Below are 20,063 nucleotides of genomic sequence, written 5' to 3' on the forward strand. Positions count from 1 at the left end.
ATCTAACAGGAGATATGGACAATATTTCCGAGTGAAATTCGCGCCTAAGACTTTTGTTCACCTTTGCGACTGACAAGGGAGAAAGCCGCGCCAACTGCTAGGAGTCCTAACACCATAGTAGGTTCAGGAACTTGCACACCTCTGATGGCATTCATATTTTTCTTGCCGATATCAAGGGCAAACACAACGTCATTATAGTCTCTGTCACCACCACCGACGATATCTTCAAAAGCTAACACCAGATAGCCAGATTGTTCATAGGCCATCACTTGTTGGAATCCATTTCTGTTCCGGCTGGAGTCAACATATAAACGAGTGGGGTTGCTGCGTCCATAACCATCGGAATTTAGGAAAAAGTCTAGGGTAGTTCCTCCGTTAACTGTACCCAAGCTGACAAAATCACCTGCTTGTAAAGGATTAGCGGTTGGGTTTGTGCCAGAATTTCGATAACTCCTATTAGTTGAGCAACTGCTAGTTAGGCAGACAATATCATCAAATAGAATAGTGTCTGATATGTTGGTAGCGCCTGTAGCAGAAACACCTAACTGGTTGCGATACCATGCACCCTCACTGAGGAAATGCACTTTCACTTCATGGTTGAAATCTAATGTTAGTTTACTCAAATCTAGCTGACGACTAGAAACAAATGAGGGGTCTAGGGCTTGATATTCGGTGTGGATATAGTCATTAAAAACACCGGAGTTAATCAGCCCTTGAAAGTGTTCATCGGCTCGTTGAATAGTGAATGCAGCAGCGGAACCAGCAACGGCTAGGGTAGTTGTGACGGCTGTAAATGCTGCAAGGATTGTGGATTTCATGGGGGTTGGTCTCCGTAAGTTTTAAGATAGCAGTTCAGTAAGATGCGAGTCCTGGAAGATTCATAACTTTTTAGCTGATGACTCTATTATGGAAAAGTTATCAGTTCTTTGTCCAGCCAAATTGGCAATCTTTACTAAATCTTTAAATAATTTATTTGTTTTATAAAGATTATGCAAATTTTTTAGTGAAAATACGGAGATTTTGGGGGGGATATCCCCCCCAGGGGGGTATAAATAATCGCTCATAAAAACTCCCTCACCCCCCTCTGTCCCTGTGGTATAGGGAGCCATAGAAGGAGGAGAGGGTTAGGATAAAGGATAAACTGCTATATTGAACTGAAATCAGATCTCCTATTTCTCGATTTTGGCGACCTCTAGTAGGGTCTTGAGTAGAGAATCAGGGTTGAGGCTAATTGAATCAATCCCTAAGTTTACCAAAAATCGGATAAATTCAGGATAATCACTGGGGGCTTGACCACAAATACCAATCTTGCGATCGTAACGTTTCGCGGTTTGAATGACCATTTTAATCATGCGCTTAACGGCTTCGTCGCGTTCATCAAAAATGTGGGCTACCAGTCCGGAATCACGATCTAAACCGAGAGTTAACTGAGTTAAATCATTGGAACCGATAGAAAAACCATCAAACACCTGGCAAAATTTATCAGCCAATAAAACATTGCTGGGTAACTCACACATGACATAAACTTGCAGACTATTTTCGCCGCGTTTTAAGCCATGTTTTGCCATTTCTGCTAAGACCTGCTGACCCTCTTCGGGGGTGCGACAGAAAGGAATCATGGGAATGACATTAGCTAATCCCATTTCATCGCGAACCCGCTTGATCGCTTGACATTCCAAGGCGAAGGCTGGGCGATATTTGGGGTCAGTATACCGAGACGCACCCCGCCAACCAATCATGGGGTTTTCTTCGAGGGGTTCAAATTGTCGCCCTCCCAGCAAATTGGCGTATTCGTTACTTTTTAAATCACTCATGCGTACAATGACGGGTTTGGGATAAAAAGCAGCAGCAATAGTGCCAATTCCTTGGGCGAGTTGACTAACAAAATAGTCGGGTTTGCTATTAAATCCGGCGGTGAGTCTGTCAATTTCCTGGCGCGCGGTTTCATCTTGGAGTTGGTCAAAGTGAATTAAGGCGAGGGGATGGATTCGGATCTGATTAGCAATGATAAATTCTAATCGCGCTAGTCCTACGCCGTCACAGGGTTGAGAAGCAAGGCTAAAGGCTTCGGCTGGGTTGCCAATATTGAGTAAAATTTGGGTGCGGGTTTTGGGTAAATCGTCTAATACGGTTTTGGCGATCGCAAAAGGTACTAAACCCTGATAGACTTTACCGACTTCGCCTTCGGCGCAGGAAACGGTTACGGCTTGACCGGTGCGTAAGATATCGGTAGCATTACCACAGCCGACAATGGCGGGAATGCCCATTTCTCGCGCAATAATCGCCGCATGACAGGTGCGACCGCCGGAGTTGGTAATAATGGCGGAGGCTTTTTTCATAATTGGTTCCCAGTCGGGGTCTGTTTTTTGGGTAACTAAAATTTCGCCGGGTTTAAATTCATGAATGCGCTGGACATTAAGCAAAACGCGGGTTTTACCTTGACCAATACGATCGCCTACAGCGCGACCCTCGACTAAGACTTCTGCTGTACCTTGGAGGTGATATTGTTGCAAAATGCGATCGGACTTTTGAGATTGGACTGTTTCGGGACGCGCCTGGACAATAAATAATTCCCCAGTTTGGCCGTCTTTCGCCCATTCAATGTCCATGGGGGAATAACAGCCCCGAATTTGGTTATAGTGATCTTCGATAATTTGCGCCCATTTAGCCAGCTTGAGAATTTCCTCATCACTTAGGGCAAATTTTTGTTTTTCGGTTTCTGGGACGGGAATAAGGCGGGTAGCTTCCTGGCGATCGTAAACCATTTTCACGGCTTTACTACCCAGACGCTTGGCGATAATGGGTCGAAAACCCTCCCGCAACATGGGTTTAAATACCATGAATTCATCAGGGTTGACAGTCCCTTGGACTATGGTTTCCCCTAAGCCATAGGCGGCGGTAATGATGACGGCATTTTTGAATCCGGTTTCTGTATCAATTGAGAACATTACCCCGGAAGTGGCTAGGTCGGATCGCACCATTTTTTGTACGCCAATAGATAGGGCTACATCAAAATGATCGAAACCTTGGAGGCTACGGTAAGAAATAGCGCGATCGGTGAATAGGGAGGCGAAACATTTGCGGGTCGCTTCTAAAATTCCCTTGATACCGTGAATATTTAAATAGGTTTCCTGTTGTCCCGCAAAGCTGGCTGATGGGAGATCTTCAGCGGTGGCTGACGATCGCACTGCTACATCTGTTTCATTACCATATAGGTCGCACAGTTGTTTATAGGCTATGGCGATCGCCTGTTCAAGATCGGGGGGTAACAAGGTATTAACAATTAGCGATCGGGCTTCTTTCCCCCGCTGGCGCAGGTTTTTAATATCCTCAATATCCAGATCCGCCAATAACCGCCGCAACTCACTTTCCAAACGGCCATATTCAATAAAATAGCGATAGGCTTCGGCGGTGATCGCAAAACCCTGGGGAACATTAATTCCCCGCAATTCCAGTTGTTGAATCATCTCCCCTAGGGAAGCATTTTTACCACCCACTAGGGGAAGGTCAGCAAGTCGCACATCTTCAAACCATAAAATCAGAGTTTTGTTTTGCTTAATCTGGGCTTTTTTATTGGCAAATAGTTTTAACATGGGCTGAAACACTCCAAATTAAAGTGGCCGTCATCAAGTTGGCGGCTTCCGGTTTATCAAATTTAATCAGAAACAAATGAAGGACGGGATGGAAACCCTTAATCCTCCTGGGTTACGAGTTTTAGGCAGTTATTGAAAATGGTTTTTACCTTGATCCCCAATTTTATGCAGTCACAGAAAACCGGTTTTCAGGGATTTCTTATCTAGGTGAACGATTAAACGTTATTTTTTTGGTGGCTACTTTTATTATATGTCTTTTCTCATAAAACGACATCTCCTGATCACCCTAAGCCATAGTTACCAGACTAAAATTATGGTGAATTGTCTGGAATATAGGTTATTCTTAAAAAAGATTAAGCGGATCAGGAGCTTAAAATGAAAGTTAAGAAATATTACGAATCGGTTGCCCCCTATGGACGGGATCAGTGCGGTGAGATCATTTGTCCCATTCAGTTTTTAATGGATATCATTGGTAGCAAATGGTCAGTCCAAATTTTGCGGGAGTTATTCCGAGGCGACATGAGAACCCATGAATTGATTGAAGCCTTACCAGGTATCAGCACAAAGACCCTGACTATCCGATTGAGAGAGTTAGAAAAGTATGGCTTATTAATCCGTACCGTTTACCCAGAAATCCCTCCCCATGTGGAATATTCTCTAACTGCTAAAGGTCGGGAACTAAAACCTGTAATTTTGGCCATGAAACAAGTGGGGGAACAGTGGCTACACCAGGAAAGTTGTATATGTGCTTTGGAATTGAGCGGCTAGAAAAATCCGATGATTTTTGATACAATTCTGGAAGAGTTGGTAAAGTGCGATCGCTTTTCCATGATGCCAGCCCTCAATAGCCCCCTTTTGTACAAAAATCGAGTCTGCTGTGACTGATAATCCTCGCCAATTAGCTTTTGTCACCCTCCGAGACATTCAACGACGGGGCGCATTTGCTGATCTAGTTTTAGATGAAAAGTTGCGTCAGGCTGATCTCAAAGATGCCGATCGCCGCCTGGGAACAGAATTAGTTTACGGTTGTACCCGACGCAGGCGAACCCTCGATGCAATTATTGATCGCCTAGCCAAAAAACCCGCCCACCAACAGCCGCCAGATCTGAGAATTATTCTGCATTTAGGATTATATCAACTCTCCTTTAGCACGAATATTCCCCCGTCGGCGGCGGTGAATACCACTGTAGACCTAACCAAAGTCAACCACTTATCAGGTTTAGGCGGGTTTGTTAATGGTCTCCTACGTCAGTATTTGCGCCTGTTGGAGGCGGGAAATTCCCTCGAGTCAATTTTGCAGTTACCGGAAAATCCCGTTTCTCGGCTGGGTATTCTCCACAGTTTCCCCGACTCGATGATCAAATTCTGGTTGGAGGAGTTGGGGGAGTCTCAAACTGAACAACTCTGTGACTGGTTTAATCAGTCCCCTAGTTTAGATTTAAGGATTAACCCCCTCTCGACTACGTTGGAAACGGTGGAAACAGCCTTTCAACAACGGGAAATCATCGGATCGCCTATTCCCAAACTTCCCCAGGGTTGGCGATTATCTTATGGTGTGGGGGCGATCGCCAATTTACCGGGATATGATCAAGGTTGGTGGACGGTTCAGGACGCATCCGCCCAACTGGTAGGATATGTGGTAGATCCTCAGCCTGGGGAAATTATAATTGATGCCTGCGCGCCCCCGGCGGAAAAACTACCCATATCGCAGAACTGATGGGGGATAATGGTAAAATTATTGCTATCGATCGCTCCCCGGGACGGCTAAAACCTTTACAACAGAATATTAAGCGCCTCAAGTTGCGATCGATTCAGGTGGAAGTGGGAGATAGTCGTCATTTTCCACAATATAATAATACAGCCGATCGCGTACTATTAGATGCACCTTGTTCTGGTGGTGGGACCTTGCATCGGCGGTCTGATGCGCGTTGGCGACAAACTCCCGATCAGATTCGGCAATTGTCTCAACTTCAGGCAGAATTATTAGAGATGGTCAGTCATTGGGTGAAGCCGGGAGGGGTGTTAGTTTATGCCACTTGTACTTTACATCCCCAGGAAAATGAATGGGCGATCGCATCTTTTTTAAGTCGTCATCCCACCTGGCGTGTAGAGGTTCCTAATATAGATCTTCCGGTGGAACCGACTAAGGAAGGTTGGCTGAAAATATGGCCCCATCGTCACCAAATGGATGGATTTTTTATAGCTAAACTTAGGCACTTATGTTCTACTACTACGGCCGAAAAAAGCAAATAGCAAAGCATTATCCTTCTCCTAATTTTGAGGCGATCGTGGAACCTTTTGCCGGTTCGGCAGCTTATTCATTGTACCGAGAAAACTGGCAAAAAGATGTTTTTTTAGTAGAAAAAGATGAGAGCGTCTCCGAGATTTGGAAATGGTTAATTGAAGAAGCAACGCCCCAAGTAATCAACAATTTACCTGACTTAGAAATCGGCGAAAAGAGTTCCGAATTTCTTCATATTATTCATGCAGCCACGAAAATGGCATTTCACTATAAAACTATTAAAGTGACTGCGGTTCTAGCTAGAAATTGGCAGATTAGCAAAAGATATATGTGCGACAACTTATTTAAGATTAAGCACTGGAAGATTATCTGTGGAGATTATACATTAGCCCCCGATATAGAAGCAACTTGGTTTATTGACCCACCCTATAAAGACGCTTCTGGGGAAGGTTATCGCTATGGAAGTAAACTCATTGATTATCAAAAACTAGCCACATGGTCTAAGAATAGGAAGGGAGAAGTTATATTTTGTGAAGGTCATTGTGGTGATTATCTACCGTTCAAGCCATTGCTATACTTAAAAGGTGTAGCCGGAAAAACTAGCAAGGAAATGATCTACTATCGTTCCGATAGTGACCCTCAGCTTTTAGCTAAATCGAAAATTTCATAATCATCTGATAAACCTGTTTATATAGATAGTCATCAATTAAGGCTACCCAACCTGCTGCCATTTTCTGTTTACCACTTACTTTCATCCCCGTTACTTTAGTGTTTCTACCTCGTGTCCCACTAATATTTCCCCAATCATCTTGAGTCAGATTATTAGCATAAAAGATAGCCGTAACTTTGGGATAGTTAAAATCCTTTTCATTGAGGACAAAATCCCAAACTAATCCCAATAACTCTTTTACTTCTTGATGATGAGCTTGCCAGGTAATTCCCTCTAAAGCATTGATTCTTGGTTGTCCGGCTCTGAGATTTGCACCTTTAGTTATATTTCCAATAGTACACTTCACCTCTAAACCCACAGGATAATTACGCAATTCTTCCTCCGGCGAGTTTTCACTTCCCTTGGGGATAAGATCGGGATGTCCTTTCTCTATGGGGTTAACGATCGCTTCTGTTACTTCGGCTATAGACTGGCAAAACATGGAACCAACAATCGAACTTGTAGTTTTATAATCAATATTTTTATAAACAGCCGCCGGAATAGTTTCTAGGAATTGATTTGTTTGGGACAGTGCTGAATCTATATGTCTAGCATTGACTTCAAATCCCCCCAAAATATGGAAATTAGGATTAATAATGTATGTCATATAATGCTCGTTCAACTTCAGCTATCAAAACACTAGCAGTAGTGTTTAGAGATTGGGAAATCCGAAACAAGACAGACAAAGTGGGTGATTTTAAACCACGTTCTATCTGGCTGACATAGGTACGATGTATACCTGCTCTGTCCGCGAGTTCTTCTTGGGAAATCTTTGCTAGTGTTCTGTACTTAATCAGAACTTGACCTAAAGCCTTGTTAATCTCTGTCATACTGAAATTATGTCAGCTACAGATACCCTGAGTCTACAGACAATAGTATTCAAATCAGTGCGATCGCCCAATAGCAGATCAGTATGAGGACTGAACCCAACAATATTAGTGGATGGATCTTAGAGAGTGTCAAGGATCGAGATAAAATAGGTGTAAAGTCCAAAAAATACCTGATATGCACTTGATTCTATGTCATACCACAGCAGATTTTGACTCCTTGGGGGCGGCGGTAGGTTTAACTTGCCTGTATCCAGGTAGTAGAATAGTGCTGACGGGGGGATCTCATCCAGCCGTGCGGGATTTTTTGGCTTTGTATCGAGATGAGTTTCCATTGATTGAAAGGCGATCGGTTAATCCTGACCGGATCTGTAAATTGTCGGTGGTGGATACCCAAAATCGCGATCGCTTAGGGAAAGCAGCCGAATGGTTAGACTTACCGAATTTGGAAATCCGGTTGTATGACCATCACCCTCACCTAAAATTAGATATCCCCGCTACCTGGACTCAAATTGAAGCGGTGGGGGCGACTACTACTTTGATTGTAGAGCATTTGCGAGCCATGGCTAACCCTGTGGTTCCCCGACCAGCAGAAGCCACAGTCATGGCTTTAGGTATTCATGTGGATACCGGATCGCTAACCTTTGACCATTCTACTCCACGGGATGCGATCGCCTTAGCTTGGTTAATGGAACAAAATCTGAGTTTATCTGCGATCGCCGAATATGTAGAACCCGGCTTATCCCCTACCCTACAGGACTTATTAACCACAGCTTTAGAAACTCTACATCAATCAACTGTCAAAGGTCACACCATATCCTGGGTATTATTGGAAACTGATGATTATGTACCAGGTCTGTCTAGTTTAACCTCCGAATTATTAGACCTGACCGAAAGCGATGGATTATTACTAGCTAATCAATATCGAGTCCGTAGTGGTGGGGAGAAACGATTAACTATTATTGGGCGATCGCGCATTGATCAAACCGACCTCAACCGTCTATTTAATCCCTTCGGTGGTGGTGGTCATCCCCGCGCCGCTTCCGTGATTTTACGAGATGTCGATCCGCAGTCCACCTTAGAAACTCTGGTAACTAATTTTAAGGCACAAATTCCCCCATCACCTACCGCTAGGGAATTAATGTCTTCCCCAGTACGCACTATTCGCCCCGAAACCAGCGTTGGCGAGGCTCACCGTATACTACTACGTTATGGTCATTCAGGGCTATCTGTTTTGGACGATAACCATCAACTGGTGGGGATTATCTCCCGTCGTGATATCGATATCGCCCTACATCATGGTTTCAAGCATTCCCCAGTTAAAGGTTATATGACTCCCCAACTGCGGACAATTACCCCGGATACTTCACTACCGGAAATTGAGTCAATTATGGTAACTTATGATATTGGTCGATTACCAGTTTTAGAAAATGGTAATTTGGTCGGAATTGTCACCCGCACCGATGTATTAAGGTTACTTTATCAACAGCATTGTCTACCCAAGCCTACCCCCCGCCGAGGTTGTATTCCCGGTTCTACTTGTAGCACCGTTGATGAACTTTTACAAGAACGTTTAGCCCCCGAACTTTGGCAAATTTTAGCCAAAATTGCCGAACTTAGTCAACAGCGCGGTTGGCAAATTTATCTAGTTGGTGGGGGAGTGCGAGATTTATTGTTAGCTGAATCTACCGACAATCTATTATTACATGATATTGATTTGGTGGTTGATGGTTGCTATCACAATTCTACCAACAATATATCAGATGAGGGAACTACGACCATTTCTCCCGCTGTCGATCTAGCGCGATCGCTACAAGAATATTACCCGCAAGCGCGACTAGAAGTTCATGGTCAATTTCAAACCGCCGCCTTATTGTGGCATAATCACCCGATTTTAGGCTCCCTTTGGATTGATATTGCTACTGCTAGAACCGAGTTTTATCCCTATCCGGCGGCTAACCCGGAAGTCGAAGCAAGTTCTATTCGTCAAGACCTCTACCGTCGCGATTTTACTATTAATGCTTTAGCTTTGAGATTAACCGAACCTAACTCCGGGGAATTATTAGACTTTTTTGGGGGGGTTAAAGATTTGGAATTACGAGAAATTAGGGTATTGCATCCTAATAGTTTTATTGAAGACCCTACCCGCATTTATCGCGCCGTCAGATTTGCCGTTAGACTGGGTTTTAATCTGGAAAATCACACTAAAGAATATGTCGATTATGCCATTAATAGTGGTATTTATGACCGCCAACGACAACAACGCAATTCTGCCAAAATTCCGGCTTTGGAAGCTAGGCTAAAAAGTGAGTTAAAATATATCCTGCAAGCCCCCTATTGGCAACCAGCTTTACATTTATTAGGGGAGTTAAAAGCCCTGCGCTGTATTCATCCTACTTTGGAGTTAAATCAGCTTCTCTGGCGGCAAATTAGAACCGTAGACCGCTGTTTAAAACGGTTTGATCCTAACCACACTCTCGCCCATTGGCAAATTCGCCTCGATGTGTTAATCGCCGCTTTGTCTCCCGAATATCGCCGGGAAGTTGCCGATATTTTTCAGTTTAATTCTCAGCAAGTAGACCGTTTATTAAACTTGGAAAATGCTCAAACTCGAGTGGCGGATTTATTGCCAAATTGTCAGCAGCCTAGCGATTATTTTTGGGTGTTTGAACCCTACGATTTGCCCATGTTGATTTTAATTGCTTCCCATTCGCCTCGGTGGGTGAGAAAGCAAATTTGGAGATATTTAAATAATTGGTGGAATGCTAAACCTATTCTCAATGGTAATGATTTGAAAAAGTTGGGATATAAACCTGGGCCCAAATTTCAAGTTATGTTAAATGACTTGCTAAATGCTACCTTAGATGGTATAATATACGATACTGTGGAGGCGACAAAATTTATCAGCGATCGCTATCCCCATTCCAGCAGTTGACCCCGTGAAACTCAGTCGTAATTATCACTAATGTTCATTGCCCAAAGCATCAATAACTTGCCGCGAACAATGAACAATAATAATAAATTACCGCGTTGGTTAATCAACCCTCTCCAATTGCCAGAGGATTTGATTGCCTTCCCGTCTAACCCGGGAAACTTCCCAATTTCGCCACGCCCAGTTATCGCCGCGACTGGTGACCGCACTAGCGTTAATATCCATTAAATCAGCAAGTTCTGAACTACTGATCAAATAGCCTTTACTAGCAATTTCGTCGGCAATATGCAGGGTTTCTATGAGATTCCTAAGTTGATTGACTCGAAATTCCCGGGGTAAACTCTCATTGGACTCGTTGATTGGCTCAGTCATAGCAAAATTTGATACAGCAAGATTAGAGTCTATCACAAGAAATTGTATCTTGAGATTTGGCAATGCGTCAGTTATCTTTGAAACAATTGCCAAAAATTCAGTTTAAATTTGGGGATTTTCCCCAATCTCAGCCTGGTGGACTAACTCTCACGGTGATGCCCGATCACGGCCCTAGGCTGAACAATAACAGTGAACTGTTCACCCTTTCACTGTTCTAATGGATTGACCACAGACCCCATAAATAATATAGTGCCACTGTCAAACTCTCTAATTATAAACATAAATGGTCGATTAATATGAATGCGATCGCGGATGGAACTTCTGCTTCCGGCGATTACCCCAGTAGCGGCTGATGCTTCTGTGCCTTTTTCATCGACATTGACAAAGGCTTGATGCACCACATCATATAAGAAAAACGGTTTTTCGGAACTGATACCAGAAAAATCAGCAGTTTCCGTAAAAGCTGATTCCATACCCATATAACTGAGGCTTGACTTGAGATTAAATGATGAGCTAAAATTAAACTTGGGTAGCCATATTTGTAGGTTCACATATTCCAGGTTTTGCAGCCAGTTGTGGAAATTAGCGATCGTCATATTTTCGGCGAAAGTAGGCAGATCGGTTCCTTCCGCAGGTAGCAGAATTATCATTGATAAATTCCCATCAGCATAGGGAAGTTCAATGATCTTAACTTCCGGTAAACTCTGATAACCAATAGATACATTAGGATGGTGCATCATCGGCACGGAAATAGTTTCTCCTGATGGCAAATTAAAGATGCCATCCTGAGTGTATTTTTCGGGAAAAGGTGATAACCATTCCCCCGAAAAATAAACGGCATTCGTCAGAATTAGTCGAGTTAATCTATCCAAAGTTCCCGGTGGTATTAGGTCAGTAATTTTGTGATTAGTTTCTTGGCTTACCCAATCATTAATAATTTGGCGGGACTTTTCATTATCCCCCATAAAATCCACTTGATTTAACGGCGCATTATAATGATTTTTGGTAATTTGTAAGAAAGGTTCCTGAAACCTATAGCCAGACTGTCCCCACAGACGATTAACTAAGTATAGTTGGGAAGAGTTGCGGCTTTTAATATCATTAACCAGACTGGTAAATTCCGGGTACAAACTACCAGGAGGTTGGTGGAAATGGAAAACCTGGGATATTTGGATCGCGGTTTGATTTCGTGACCCTTCATAGGTCATAGCCATAGCAGTCGAAAGGCTATAGGGTGAGAAAAATAAATTCCCTGATATTTCCCTTTGGAGTTGGTTGTATAGGTCGATAGCAAATTGGTTATTTTGATTCACGATCGCATTAGTATCTACTCCAGCAATATTATATGATCTAGGCTCTGGGCTGTTGCCAATCGGCTGGGATATGGCGGGCAAATTTACACCCAACAGTAATACCAGAGAAGCCAATAGGGAACCATTACGCCGCCGAAAAGCCGCAAATTTAGACATCATGTTATTTGTGATTTTACCTGAACTAAGTACCATTTTAACTGTTCCATAGTTAACTATTTCCCAATTGACTCATTACAGTTATCACCCAGTTATTAAAATTTGGAATAAGTAGTTAAACTTATTAGCGATTAGTTGGCTGTGGGTAGACATAGACTAACTAGCCCCTTAGATTATAACTGGTCAATACATGAAGACGCACCCCTATCGGTAGTTAACTGGATGGGAGATGAAATTTCCACTCAAAGGGCGGGTTGATAATTGTTGGGAAAGCTGACCGGAACACCCGCCATACAATTGTTGATAATTGCCTATCCGCCGCCCAAACCCCACCAGTTAATTATGATTTCAAGGCAGCTAAAACCTGATCATGAATCAATCCATTGCTGACCACTATACCCCGATTGTCTACCATTTTAATGCTAGAAGCAAAATCCAGGGGTTTCCCGTGCATATCTGTGACGCGACCTCCGGCTTCTTCAACGACGATCGCCCCCGCAGCATGATCCCAAATATTTTCCTGGTAATTAGGGTATTTAGGGGAAGGAAGACGCAGATATAAAGCCGCTTGTCCTGATGCTACAACGCCATATTTAGCTTGGGAGTCCATCCGCACCGAGGGGGCGGTAATTCCCGCAGCTTGGGCGATCGCATTTTGGCGAGACTGATCACCGTGGGCGGCTTCCACGCTTTCCACAAAGCGCATATTTTCGGTATTTTCAGCTTTCACCACTTGAATCGGGGTAAATTTACCACTAGAAAAAGGCATTTTCATCGACCCTTCACCTCGCACAGCCACAAACAACATTCCGGGAGTATCTCCATCAATTGCATAAGCCGGACACCCCATAATTCCTAGTTGAACCTCCCCGTTTTCAATTAGGGCTAGTGCGATCGCATATTGGTCTTTTCGCAAAAACCCTTTAGTGCCATCAATGGGATCCAGAGTCCAGAATCGCTTTCCTACACTGCCATTACCATGATCAATCCAGGTAGTTACTTGCTCCGGGGTGGCATCGGGTACAATACTCCTAACATAGTCTGTGACTTTCTCTAGGTTGTTCCCCATTTCCGGGGTTTTCAGGGTAGTAGCATCTTCTTCTCCCACTATCGGATCATCCGGGAAGGCTTCTGAGATAGCTTTACAGATAATCGCCTGGGAACCAAAATCGGCAACGGTTACGGGGCTTTTATCCCCTTTTTCCATAGCCGGGGGAATGGCTTGTCTGACCTGTTCGCACAGACGAGAGGCGGCGAGTACCGCATCAATAGCGACTTGTTTTTCGCGATCGTAGGGCATAAAAACTCCTGGGGATATAATTAGTTGAGATTGTGTCCTTAAATAGCTTTACACTTGGTCTATCAGTCGTCAAGTTTCTGGTAAATCACCTCCCGGAACTTTTCACCCCCTCACAGACCATCTTTACTGGTATCATTTCAACTCTCAGGAACAGAGGTGATGATTATGCACCAATTCCCCTGGTGATTTCACGGATTCTGCTGTAAAATAAATGATGTCTTAATCACGGTGATTTTCCCGGCAAAAAATACATGGGGCGATCGCTCTACTAAAAAAGCCAGGCAATTCTCATCCCCAAATCCGATTAAGTCTCAAAACAAATCCCGGCAAGACATCGCCGCCTGAGAGTTCTGTGGGCTCCTGCCAAACTTCGATTTCTTGTCCGGGGCGGTAGATTTCTACCCGTCGATTTTGGGGGTCAATCAACCATCCCAGTCGGGCTCCATTTTCCAAATATTCCCCCATTTTTTCTCGCAGTACCGATAAGCTATCGCTAGGCGATCGCAATTCCACCACGAAGTCAGGACATAAAGGAGCGAAACCGCGACGCATATCGGGTGTCAGTGCTTCCCAACGGGGGCGACTCACCCAAGAAGCATCAGGGGAACGGATCGCACCATTGGGCAGGATAAATCCGGTCGAGGAGTCGAACCCTTCCCCCAATTCCGGGTGGGCTTCCACCCAAATTCCCAGTTGGGTTGTCAAGCTAAAATTTCTTTTTCCCGATTCGCTCCCTGCGGGTGGGTTCACAATCAATTCTCCTGTGGCTGTGCGTTCCAATCTTAAATCGGGGTTGGCGGCGGCGATCGCCTGGAATTGTTCCAGGGTGACGTGGAGAACCGTGGAAGGGGGGAGTTGCAGGGAGAGGGTGCTGTGCATCAGATTTCCTCCGGGAATGTGGGCGGATATTCTTGATGGTAACTTGCCAGATGCTCCGAAATCCTGGCATTTGCTTAGGATTGGGTTATCATATTCCCAGAGAGGGGAAACACCAGATGAGTTGAGAGGGAGATGAGCAATGGTTTCTCAGCCAAAAATAGCAACTCAGCATGAAATTATCTATCCTGATTCTGACGGTAAACCGATGGCCGAGAATACGATTCAGTTTCGCTGGATTATGACCATATATCACAATCTGGCGTGGTTATTTGCCCTACAGGCGGATGTGTTTGTGGCGGGGGATTTACTCTGGTATCCGGTGGAAGGGAATAATAAGATACGCCAAGCGCCCGATGTTATGGTGGTGTTTGGGGTAGAGAAGGGAGACCGGGGTTCTTACCAACAGTGGAAAGAAAAGGCGATCGCCCCCCAGGTCGTGTTTGAAATTCTGTCTCCGGGGAACCGACCGGGAGAACTGACTCGGAAGTTGTTATTTTACGAACACTATGGGGTGGAGGAATATTATATTTATGACCCGGAAAACAATGATTTGAGCGGGTGTATCCGTTCGGGCGATCGTCTGGCTATGATTGAGGAAATGCAGAATTGGGTGAGTCCCCGCCTGCAAGTTCGATTTGAGTTGTCCGAGGAGACGTTAACACTTTATAATCCCCAGGGTCAGCCGTTTTCTTCTCCCCTGGAAATCGAGCAACAATTACAACAGGAGCGCTCGCGAGCCGAACAAGTGACCGCCGAGTTGGAAGAGGAGCGCTCGCGAGCCGAACAGGAACGATCGCGAGCCGAACAAGTGACCGCCGAGTTGGAAGAGGAGCGCTCGCGAGCCGAACAAGTGACCGCCGAGTTGGAAGAGGAGCGCCGAAAGGCTAAAAGGTTGGAGATGTTGTTGCGGGAAGCGGGGATTGATGGCGATCGCTTATAGAAGTATAACTGGCTTGTTGCCTGTGTTATAATTCAGGGGTGGGGTGAGGCGATCGCTCTACTAAAAAAGCCAGGCAATTCTCATCCCCAAATCCGATTAAGTCTCAAAACAAATCCCGGCAAGACATCGCCGCCTGAGAGTTCTGTGGGAGGCTGCAAAACTTCGATTTCTTGTCCGGGGCGGTAGATTTCTACCCGTCGATTTTGGGGGTCAATCAACCATCCCAGTCGGGCTCCATTTTCCAAATATTCCCCCATCTTTTCTCGCAGTAGGGATAAGCTATCGGTAGGCGATCGCAATTCCACCACGAAGTCAGGACATAAAGGAGCGAAACCGCGACGCATATCGGGTGTCAGTGCTTCCCAACGGGGGCGACTCACCCAAGAAGCATCAGGGGAACGGATCGCACCATTGGGGAGGATAAATCCCCCGGAAGAGTCGAAGGTAACACCCAACTCTTCGTGGGCTTCCACCCAAATTCCCAGTTGGGTTGTCAATCTGCTATTTTTTTGGCTTGATTCGCTTCCGGTGGGTGGGTTCACAATCAATTCTCCTGTGGCTGTGCGTTCCAATCTTAAATCGGGGTTGGCGGCGGCGATCGCCTGGAATTGTTCCAGGGTGACGTGGAGAACCGTGGAAGGGGGGAGTTGCAGCGTGAGGGTGCTGTGCATCAGATTTCCTCCGGGAATGTGGGCGGATATTGTTGATGGTAACTCACAGGGATGGGAAATGCTGGCATTTGCTTAGGATTGGGTTATCATATTCCCAGAGAGGGGAAACACCAGATGAGTTGATAGGGAGATGAGCAATGGTTTCTCAGCCAAAAATCGCAACTCAGCACGAAATTATCTATCCTGATTCTGACGGTAAACCGATGGCCGAGAATACGATTCAGTTTCGCTGGATTATGACCATATATCACAATCTGGCGTGGTTATTTGCCCTACAGGCGGATGTGTTTGTGGCGGGGGATTTACTCTGGTATCCGGTGGAAGGGAATAATAAGATACGCCAAGCGCCGGATGTTATGGTTGTGTTTGGGGTGGAGAAGGGAGACCGGGGTTCTTACCAACAGTGGAAAGAAAAGGCGATCGCCCCCCAGGTCGTGTTTGAAATTCTGTCTCCGGGGAACCGACCGGGAGAACTGACTCGGAAGTTGTTATTTTACGATCGCTATGGGGTGGAGGAATATTATATTTATGACCCGGAAAACAATGATTTGAGCGGGTGTATCCGTTCGGGCGATCGTCTGGCTATGATTGAGGAAATGCAGAATTGGGTGAGTCCCCGCCTGCAAGTTCGATTTGAGTTGTCCGAGGAGACTTTAACACTTTATAATCCCCAGGGTCAGCCGTTTTCTTCTCCCCTGGAAATCGAGCAACAATTACAACAGGAGCGATCGCGAGCCGAACAAGTGACCGCCGAGTTGGAAGAGGAGCGCCGAAAGACTAAAAGGTTGGAGATGTTGTTGCGGGAAGCGGGGATTGATGGCGATCGCTTATAGAAGTAGAACTGGCTTGTTGCCTGTGTTATAATTCCGAGGTGGGGTGAGGCGATCGCTTTTTCACCATGCCAATGCCTCCCATGGTAGCACCGGCATCGGTGCTTGTTGAAACCTGCGATCCGGTCGGCGCTATGTTGTCAATCTTATGGTAACATGATTTCACATTAAGGATGCGATCGCCAATCAAGGGCGACCATTCGGATATGGGGAAACAATATGAAAAATGCCCTCAACAATCAACTGCAAGACTTGTATCAAACCGACAGTTATTTATGGTTGCAAAAAACCGTAGAATTGTTAAAAGCAGAAGACTTCCGATATTTGGATTTAGACGGCTTAATTGAGGAGTTGGAAAGTTGGGGTAGGAGTCAATTTAATCAAGCCAGAAGTCGGTTGCGACAAATCATCATCCATCTTCTGTTATTGGAATACTGGGAGCAAGAATACGAGCGCAACTGTCGGCATTGGCAATCAGAAATAATTGCGTTTCGAGATGATTTGATTCATGAACTGACCGCCAGTTTGCAAAATAAGCTGATTCTCCAATTGGACTCTATCTATCATGTCGCGGTAAGTTTCGTAAGCAAAAAAACGGGTTTATCTCAAAGTATATTTCCGGCTAATTGCCCTTATAATTTTGAACAATTATTGGATGATAAATGGTATCCAAATCATCAGTTAAGCTGATGAAAATTACATGATTTCATGAAAAAGAAACCGCTATCCCCTCGGCGGCGATCGCATTCTCTCAAAAATTGTCGGCAGTTCCTATTTGTTGTCTGGCGGCGATAGGCGATATGTGCTAGGCAGACCCTAGGCGATCGCTTACAACCTTTTCAGTAATTATGCAATAGGCTGTCAAAGTCCCTCTGCCCACCTGGGATCCAGATTTAGGGTGAGGGTAATGTTTAGCACGATTTCTGAACAACCTGTATAGAAGGATAACTGGCCTGTTGCCTGTGTTATAATTGCAGTCTAATTGTGAGTCACTAGGAGGCGGAATCTGAATCAACATCCGAGGGTGAGTGTAATTATTCCCGTTTATAATGGCGATCGCTTTTTAGGGGAAGCGATCGACAGTGTTTTAAGCCAAACCTATCAAGACTATGAAATCATCCTTGTTGATGATGGTTCCACAGATGGAACCTCCCAAGTAGTCGCATCATTAGGGGATAAAATTAGATATTTTCACCAGGAAAATCAAGGTTCTGCTGTAGCTCGGAATTTGGGGATTCAACAAGCCAAGGGGGAGTTAATTGCTTTTTTAGATGCCGATGATTTTTGGCTGTTACCAGAAAAGTTAGCACAACAGGTGAGTTTATTTGACCAACAGCCTAATTTAGCGATCGTCCAGACCGGATGGCGCATTGTCGATGAACTCCGTAATCAAATCATTGATGTCGAACCTTGGCATCAGGTTCCTGAACTCACCTTAGAGAGTTGGTTAATGTATAAACCCATCAAAACCAGTGGCTTATTAGTCACAAAGAATTCCCTAGAAAAGGCGGGGGGTTTTGATGGGGAGTTACGACAATCCCACGATGTCGATTTAGTCTTGCGTTTAGCCTTGATGGGGTGTGAGGCGACTTGGTGGCCGCGGGTTGCCGTGGGTTATCGTCGGTATGGGGGGAACACCACCAGAAACGCGAAAACTCAGGCTGATTGTGTAGTGAGGGTACTAGATAAGTTTTTTGCTCATCAAGATTTACCCCAGTCCATCCGAGCGATCGAGAGTTCTGTGCGCTATCATACTCTGGTATGGCTGGCTTGGTATCACTATGATAAGGGCTTGTATGCTGACATGGCTGATTTTTTAAATCGCTCTTGGGAATATACCCCTTACTATCGAATCGAGACTATTGCCGACTGGGTGGGGTGCTTTAAAAAGTTTTCCGTGCAGAATGGTCAGAGTTGGGATATTGGTTTTTTGACAGATTTACCGGATTGGCAGAATTTGATTTATAGAGTGGTAGAAAGTCCATGATGACCAAATCTAATTAGGACACCCTATTAAATTATAATCTGTTAATTATTTCAGTTAAAATCAACCTCTATATAAAATCCAAATTATCCCAAATCTTGATTCTTGTCATTGTCTTGGTATAATAATCATGAAAGTTGCATATCAAAAAATCTGATTTATGTACTGATGCTAGTTTCATGAGTAAAATCATCCATAGCCTTTTGGTAATCTGGATGCTTGCCAACATCTAACCAATACTCATGGATGGGGAAGCTAACAACCTTGCCTCCTTGAGAGATTAATTTTTGGATTAGAGATGGCATATCATAGAATTCATTATGAGGAATTTGCTGACAAACATCAGGATTAAGTAAGTAAATGCCTGCATTAATAAAATAGCGTTTAATTGGCTTTTCTGTAATTCCTGTAATTAATACTCCATCAAGTTCTACTTCGCCATAGGGAATTTGGAATTCTTCTTGTTTGACTCCTACCGTCATATCAGCTCCCTGTTCGCGATGGTAATCCAGCAGAGCGCGAAAGTCAAGCTTTGTGACAATATCACCATTCATCACCAGCAATGGTTCTTGAGGTGGTTTTAGTAAGCTCAAGGATCCTGCCGTGCCGAGAGGTTGTTCTTCTTTGACGTATTCAATATCAACGCCAAAACTTTTACCGTCACCAAAATGTTGGGTAATAACTTCCTCTAGATAATGAGTGGTAATATTTAACCGATGAATTCCTGCCTTACGCAGTTGTTCGATAATTATTTCTAAAATAGGTTTATCCCCTAAAGGCAGCATTGGTTTAGGTATATTATTGGTTAGTGGTCTTAATCTAGTTCCAAAACCACCTGCCATGATGACCGCAGTTAGAGGTAACTTATAATTTTGAATAAATCACTAAGCAAAGCAATGTCTACAACCTTTCCTTCTACATCTACGATGGGAATTTGACGAACATCATTTTCTGTCATTAAATTCAGAATATGTGACTCTGAACTGCCAACTGATGCAGTTATTGGCTCACTTGTTTTTGACTCTATTAAGGATGTAAGAGGTTCTTCTAAATTGATACCTGAAATTATACAGCGACGAATATCGCCATCAGTGATGGTAGCAATCAAATGTTTTTGTTCATCAACTACCAAGACTATTCCTTTAGCGTTTTGATTGATTTTAGCGATCGCATCGCCAATTGATTCATTGGGAGATATGAATAAGTCTTGCATATGAGCCATGATGATTTTCCTCTCTTTAAAATTGTTCTCGGAACAGCAGTCACAACAAGTAATTCGAGAACCCTATAATAAGGGACGTACCAAAACCGACAT

At 44.3% G+C, this 20,063-nt stretch carries 19 protein-coding genes and 1 pseudogene; 8 read left to right on the forward strand and 12 right to left on the reverse strand.

Annotation, left to right across the window (positions count from 1 at the left end; genetic code table 11):
* Positions 1–44: 44 nt before the first annotated feature.
* Both NLZ44_RS03720 and ppsA read right to left on the reverse strand, forming a co-directional pair.
* The gene (locus NLZ44_RS03720; RefSeq protein WP_493751887.1) at positions 45–818 is read right to left on the reverse strand and encodes a DUF4114 domain-containing protein; all 774 of its coding nucleotides are present in this window, start codon (positions 816–818) and stop codon (positions 45–47) included.
* Between the two features lie 351 nt (positions 819–1,169).
* On the reverse strand, positions 1,170–3,593 hold the full coding sequence (gene ppsA, locus NLZ44_RS03725) for a phosphoenolpyruvate synthase (protein WP_493751888.1): 2,424 nt from the start codon (positions 3,591–3,593) through the stop codon (positions 1,170–1,172).
* Between the two features lie 375 nt (positions 3,594–3,968).
* Between ppsA and NLZ44_RS03730 the strand changes: the two genes are divergently transcribed.
* The 3 genes and pseudogenes from NLZ44_RS03730 to NLZ44_RS03740 all read left to right on the forward strand — a co-directional run bounded on the left by NLZ44_RS03730 (position 3,969) and on the right by NLZ44_RS03740 (position 6,505).
* Positions 3,969–4,361: a winged helix-turn-helix transcriptional regulator gene (locus tag NLZ44_RS03730; RefSeq protein ID WP_493751889.1), complete on the forward strand. Its 393-nt coding sequence runs from the start codon at positions 3,969–3,971 to the stop codon at positions 4,359–4,361.
* A 109-nt stretch (positions 4,362–4,470) separates the two neighbouring features.
* Positions 4,471–5,846 (forward strand): annotated as a pseudogene (locus NLZ44_RS03735) (16S rRNA (cytosine(967)-C(5))-methyltransferase).
* Positions 5,813–6,505, forward strand: a complete 693-nt coding sequence (locus tag NLZ44_RS03740) for a DNA adenine methylase (protein ID WP_493751890.1) — start codon at positions 5,813–5,815, stop codon at positions 6,503–6,505. Before NLZ44_RS03735 ends, NLZ44_RS03740 begins: the two are co-directional and overlap by 34 nt.
* Here the strand turns inward: NLZ44_RS03740 and NLZ44_RS03745 are convergent.
* Both NLZ44_RS03745 and NLZ44_RS03750 read right to left on the reverse strand, forming a co-directional pair.
* Entirely contained in the window at positions 6,486–7,151 is a 666-nt protein-coding gene (locus NLZ44_RS03745; protein WP_111894351.1) for a hypothetical protein, read from the reverse strand. The two genes, NLZ44_RS03740 and NLZ44_RS03745, sit on opposite strands and share 20 nt — an antisense overlap.
* Positions 7,135–7,374, reverse strand: a complete 240-nt coding sequence (locus tag NLZ44_RS03750; protein WP_006624483.1) for a helix-turn-helix domain-containing protein — start codon at positions 7,372–7,374, stop codon at positions 7,135–7,137. Before NLZ44_RS03750 ends, NLZ44_RS03745 begins: the two co-directional genes overlap by 17 nt.
* Before the next feature lie 175 nt (positions 7,375–7,549).
* Between NLZ44_RS03750 and NLZ44_RS03755 the strand changes: the two genes are divergently transcribed.
* On the forward strand, positions 7,550–10,306 hold the full coding sequence (locus tag NLZ44_RS03755; RefSeq protein WP_493751891.1) for a CBS domain-containing protein: 2,757 nt from the start codon (positions 7,550–7,552) through the stop codon (positions 10,304–10,306).
* A 99-nt stretch (positions 10,307–10,405) separates the two neighbouring features.
* Here the strand turns inward: NLZ44_RS03755 and NLZ44_RS03760 are convergent, their stop codons facing one another.
* The 4 genes from NLZ44_RS03760 to NLZ44_RS03775 all read right to left on the reverse strand — a co-directional run bounded on the left by NLZ44_RS03760 (position 10,406) and on the right by NLZ44_RS03775 (position 14,323).
* Positions 10,406–10,675 (reverse strand): hypothetical protein, encoded by a 270-nt coding sequence (locus NLZ44_RS03760; protein WP_006619157.1) that lies wholly within the window; start codon positions 10,673–10,675, stop codon positions 10,406–10,408.
* A gap of 206 nt (positions 10,676–10,881) precedes the next feature.
* Positions 10,882–12,180, reverse strand: coding sequence for a serpin family protein (locus NLZ44_RS03765; protein WP_493751892.1), 1,299 nt, complete (start codon positions 12,178–12,180; stop codon positions 10,882–10,884).
* Between the two features lie 304 nt (positions 12,181–12,484).
* The gene (locus NLZ44_RS03770; RefSeq protein WP_493751893.1) at positions 12,485–13,444 is read right to left on the reverse strand and encodes a 3'(2'),5'-bisphosphate nucleotidase; all 960 of its coding nucleotides are present in this window, start codon (positions 13,442–13,444) and stop codon (positions 12,485–12,487) included.
* A gap of 288 nt (positions 13,445–13,732) precedes the next feature.
* Entirely contained in the window at positions 13,733–14,323 is a 591-nt protein-coding gene (locus NLZ44_RS03775) for a Uma2 family endonuclease (RefSeq protein ID WP_493751894.1), read from the reverse strand.
* 139 nt (positions 14,324–14,462) lie between these two features.
* Here NLZ44_RS03775 and NLZ44_RS03780 point away from each other — a divergent pair, with 139 nt between their 5' ends.
* Positions 14,463–15,263 carry a Uma2 family endonuclease gene (locus tag NLZ44_RS03780; RefSeq protein ID WP_493751895.1) on the forward strand — a complete coding sequence of 267 codons (801 nt, stop codon included), beginning with the start codon at positions 14,463–14,465 and terminating at the stop codon, positions 15,261–15,263.
* An 80-nt stretch (positions 15,264–15,343) separates the two neighbouring features.
* Here NLZ44_RS03780 and NLZ44_RS03785 read toward each other — a convergent pair whose 3' ends face one another.
* Positions 15,344–15,934, reverse strand: coding sequence for a Uma2 family endonuclease (locus tag NLZ44_RS03785; protein WP_493751896.1), 591 nt, complete (start codon positions 15,932–15,934; stop codon positions 15,344–15,346).
* A 137-nt stretch (positions 15,935–16,071) separates the two neighbouring features.
* On the opposite strand from NLZ44_RS03785, the gene NLZ44_RS03790 reads away from it, so the two are divergent.
* On the forward strand, positions 16,072–16,767 hold the full coding sequence (locus tag NLZ44_RS03790) for a Uma2 family endonuclease (RefSeq protein WP_493751897.1): 696 nt from the start codon (positions 16,072–16,074) through the stop codon (positions 16,765–16,767).
* Between the two features lie 25 nt (positions 16,768–16,792).
* On the opposite strand, the gene NLZ44_RS03795 is transcribed toward NLZ44_RS03790, so the two are convergent.
* Positions 16,793–16,930: a hypothetical protein gene (locus NLZ44_RS03795; protein ID WP_158536351.1), complete on the reverse strand. Its 138-nt coding sequence runs from the start codon at positions 16,928–16,930 to the stop codon at positions 16,793–16,795.
* Positions 16,931–16,983: 53 nt separating this feature from the next.
* Between NLZ44_RS03795 and NLZ44_RS03800 the strand changes: the two genes are divergently transcribed.
* Positions 16,984–17,454 carry a DUF29 domain-containing protein gene (locus tag NLZ44_RS03800; protein ID WP_493751898.1) on the forward strand — a complete coding sequence of 157 codons (471 nt, stop codon included), beginning with the start codon at positions 16,984–16,986 and terminating at the stop codon, positions 17,452–17,454.
* A 334-nt stretch (positions 17,455–17,788) separates the two neighbouring features.
* Complete coding sequence (locus NLZ44_RS03805; RefSeq protein WP_493751899.1) at positions 17,789–18,751, forward strand: glycosyltransferase family 2 protein; 963 nt, start codon at positions 17,789–17,791, stop codon at positions 18,749–18,751.
* A 155-nt stretch (positions 18,752–18,906) separates the two neighbouring features.
* On the opposite strand, the gene NLZ44_RS03810 is transcribed toward NLZ44_RS03805, so the two are convergent.
* The gene (locus NLZ44_RS03810) at positions 18,907–19,590 is read right to left on the reverse strand and encodes a nucleotidyltransferase family protein (protein ID WP_493751900.1); all 684 of its coding nucleotides are present in this window, start codon (positions 19,588–19,590) and stop codon (positions 18,907–18,909) included.
* 11 nt (positions 19,591–19,601) lie between these two features.
* A complete protein-coding gene (locus tag NLZ44_RS03815; RefSeq protein WP_493751901.1) occupies positions 19,602–19,970 on the reverse strand; it encodes a CBS domain-containing protein in 369 nt (122 codons plus the stop codon).
* Between the last annotated feature and the right edge of the window lie 93 nt (positions 19,971–20,063).

The organism is Arthrospira sp. PCC 9901, from assembly GCF_059013425.1.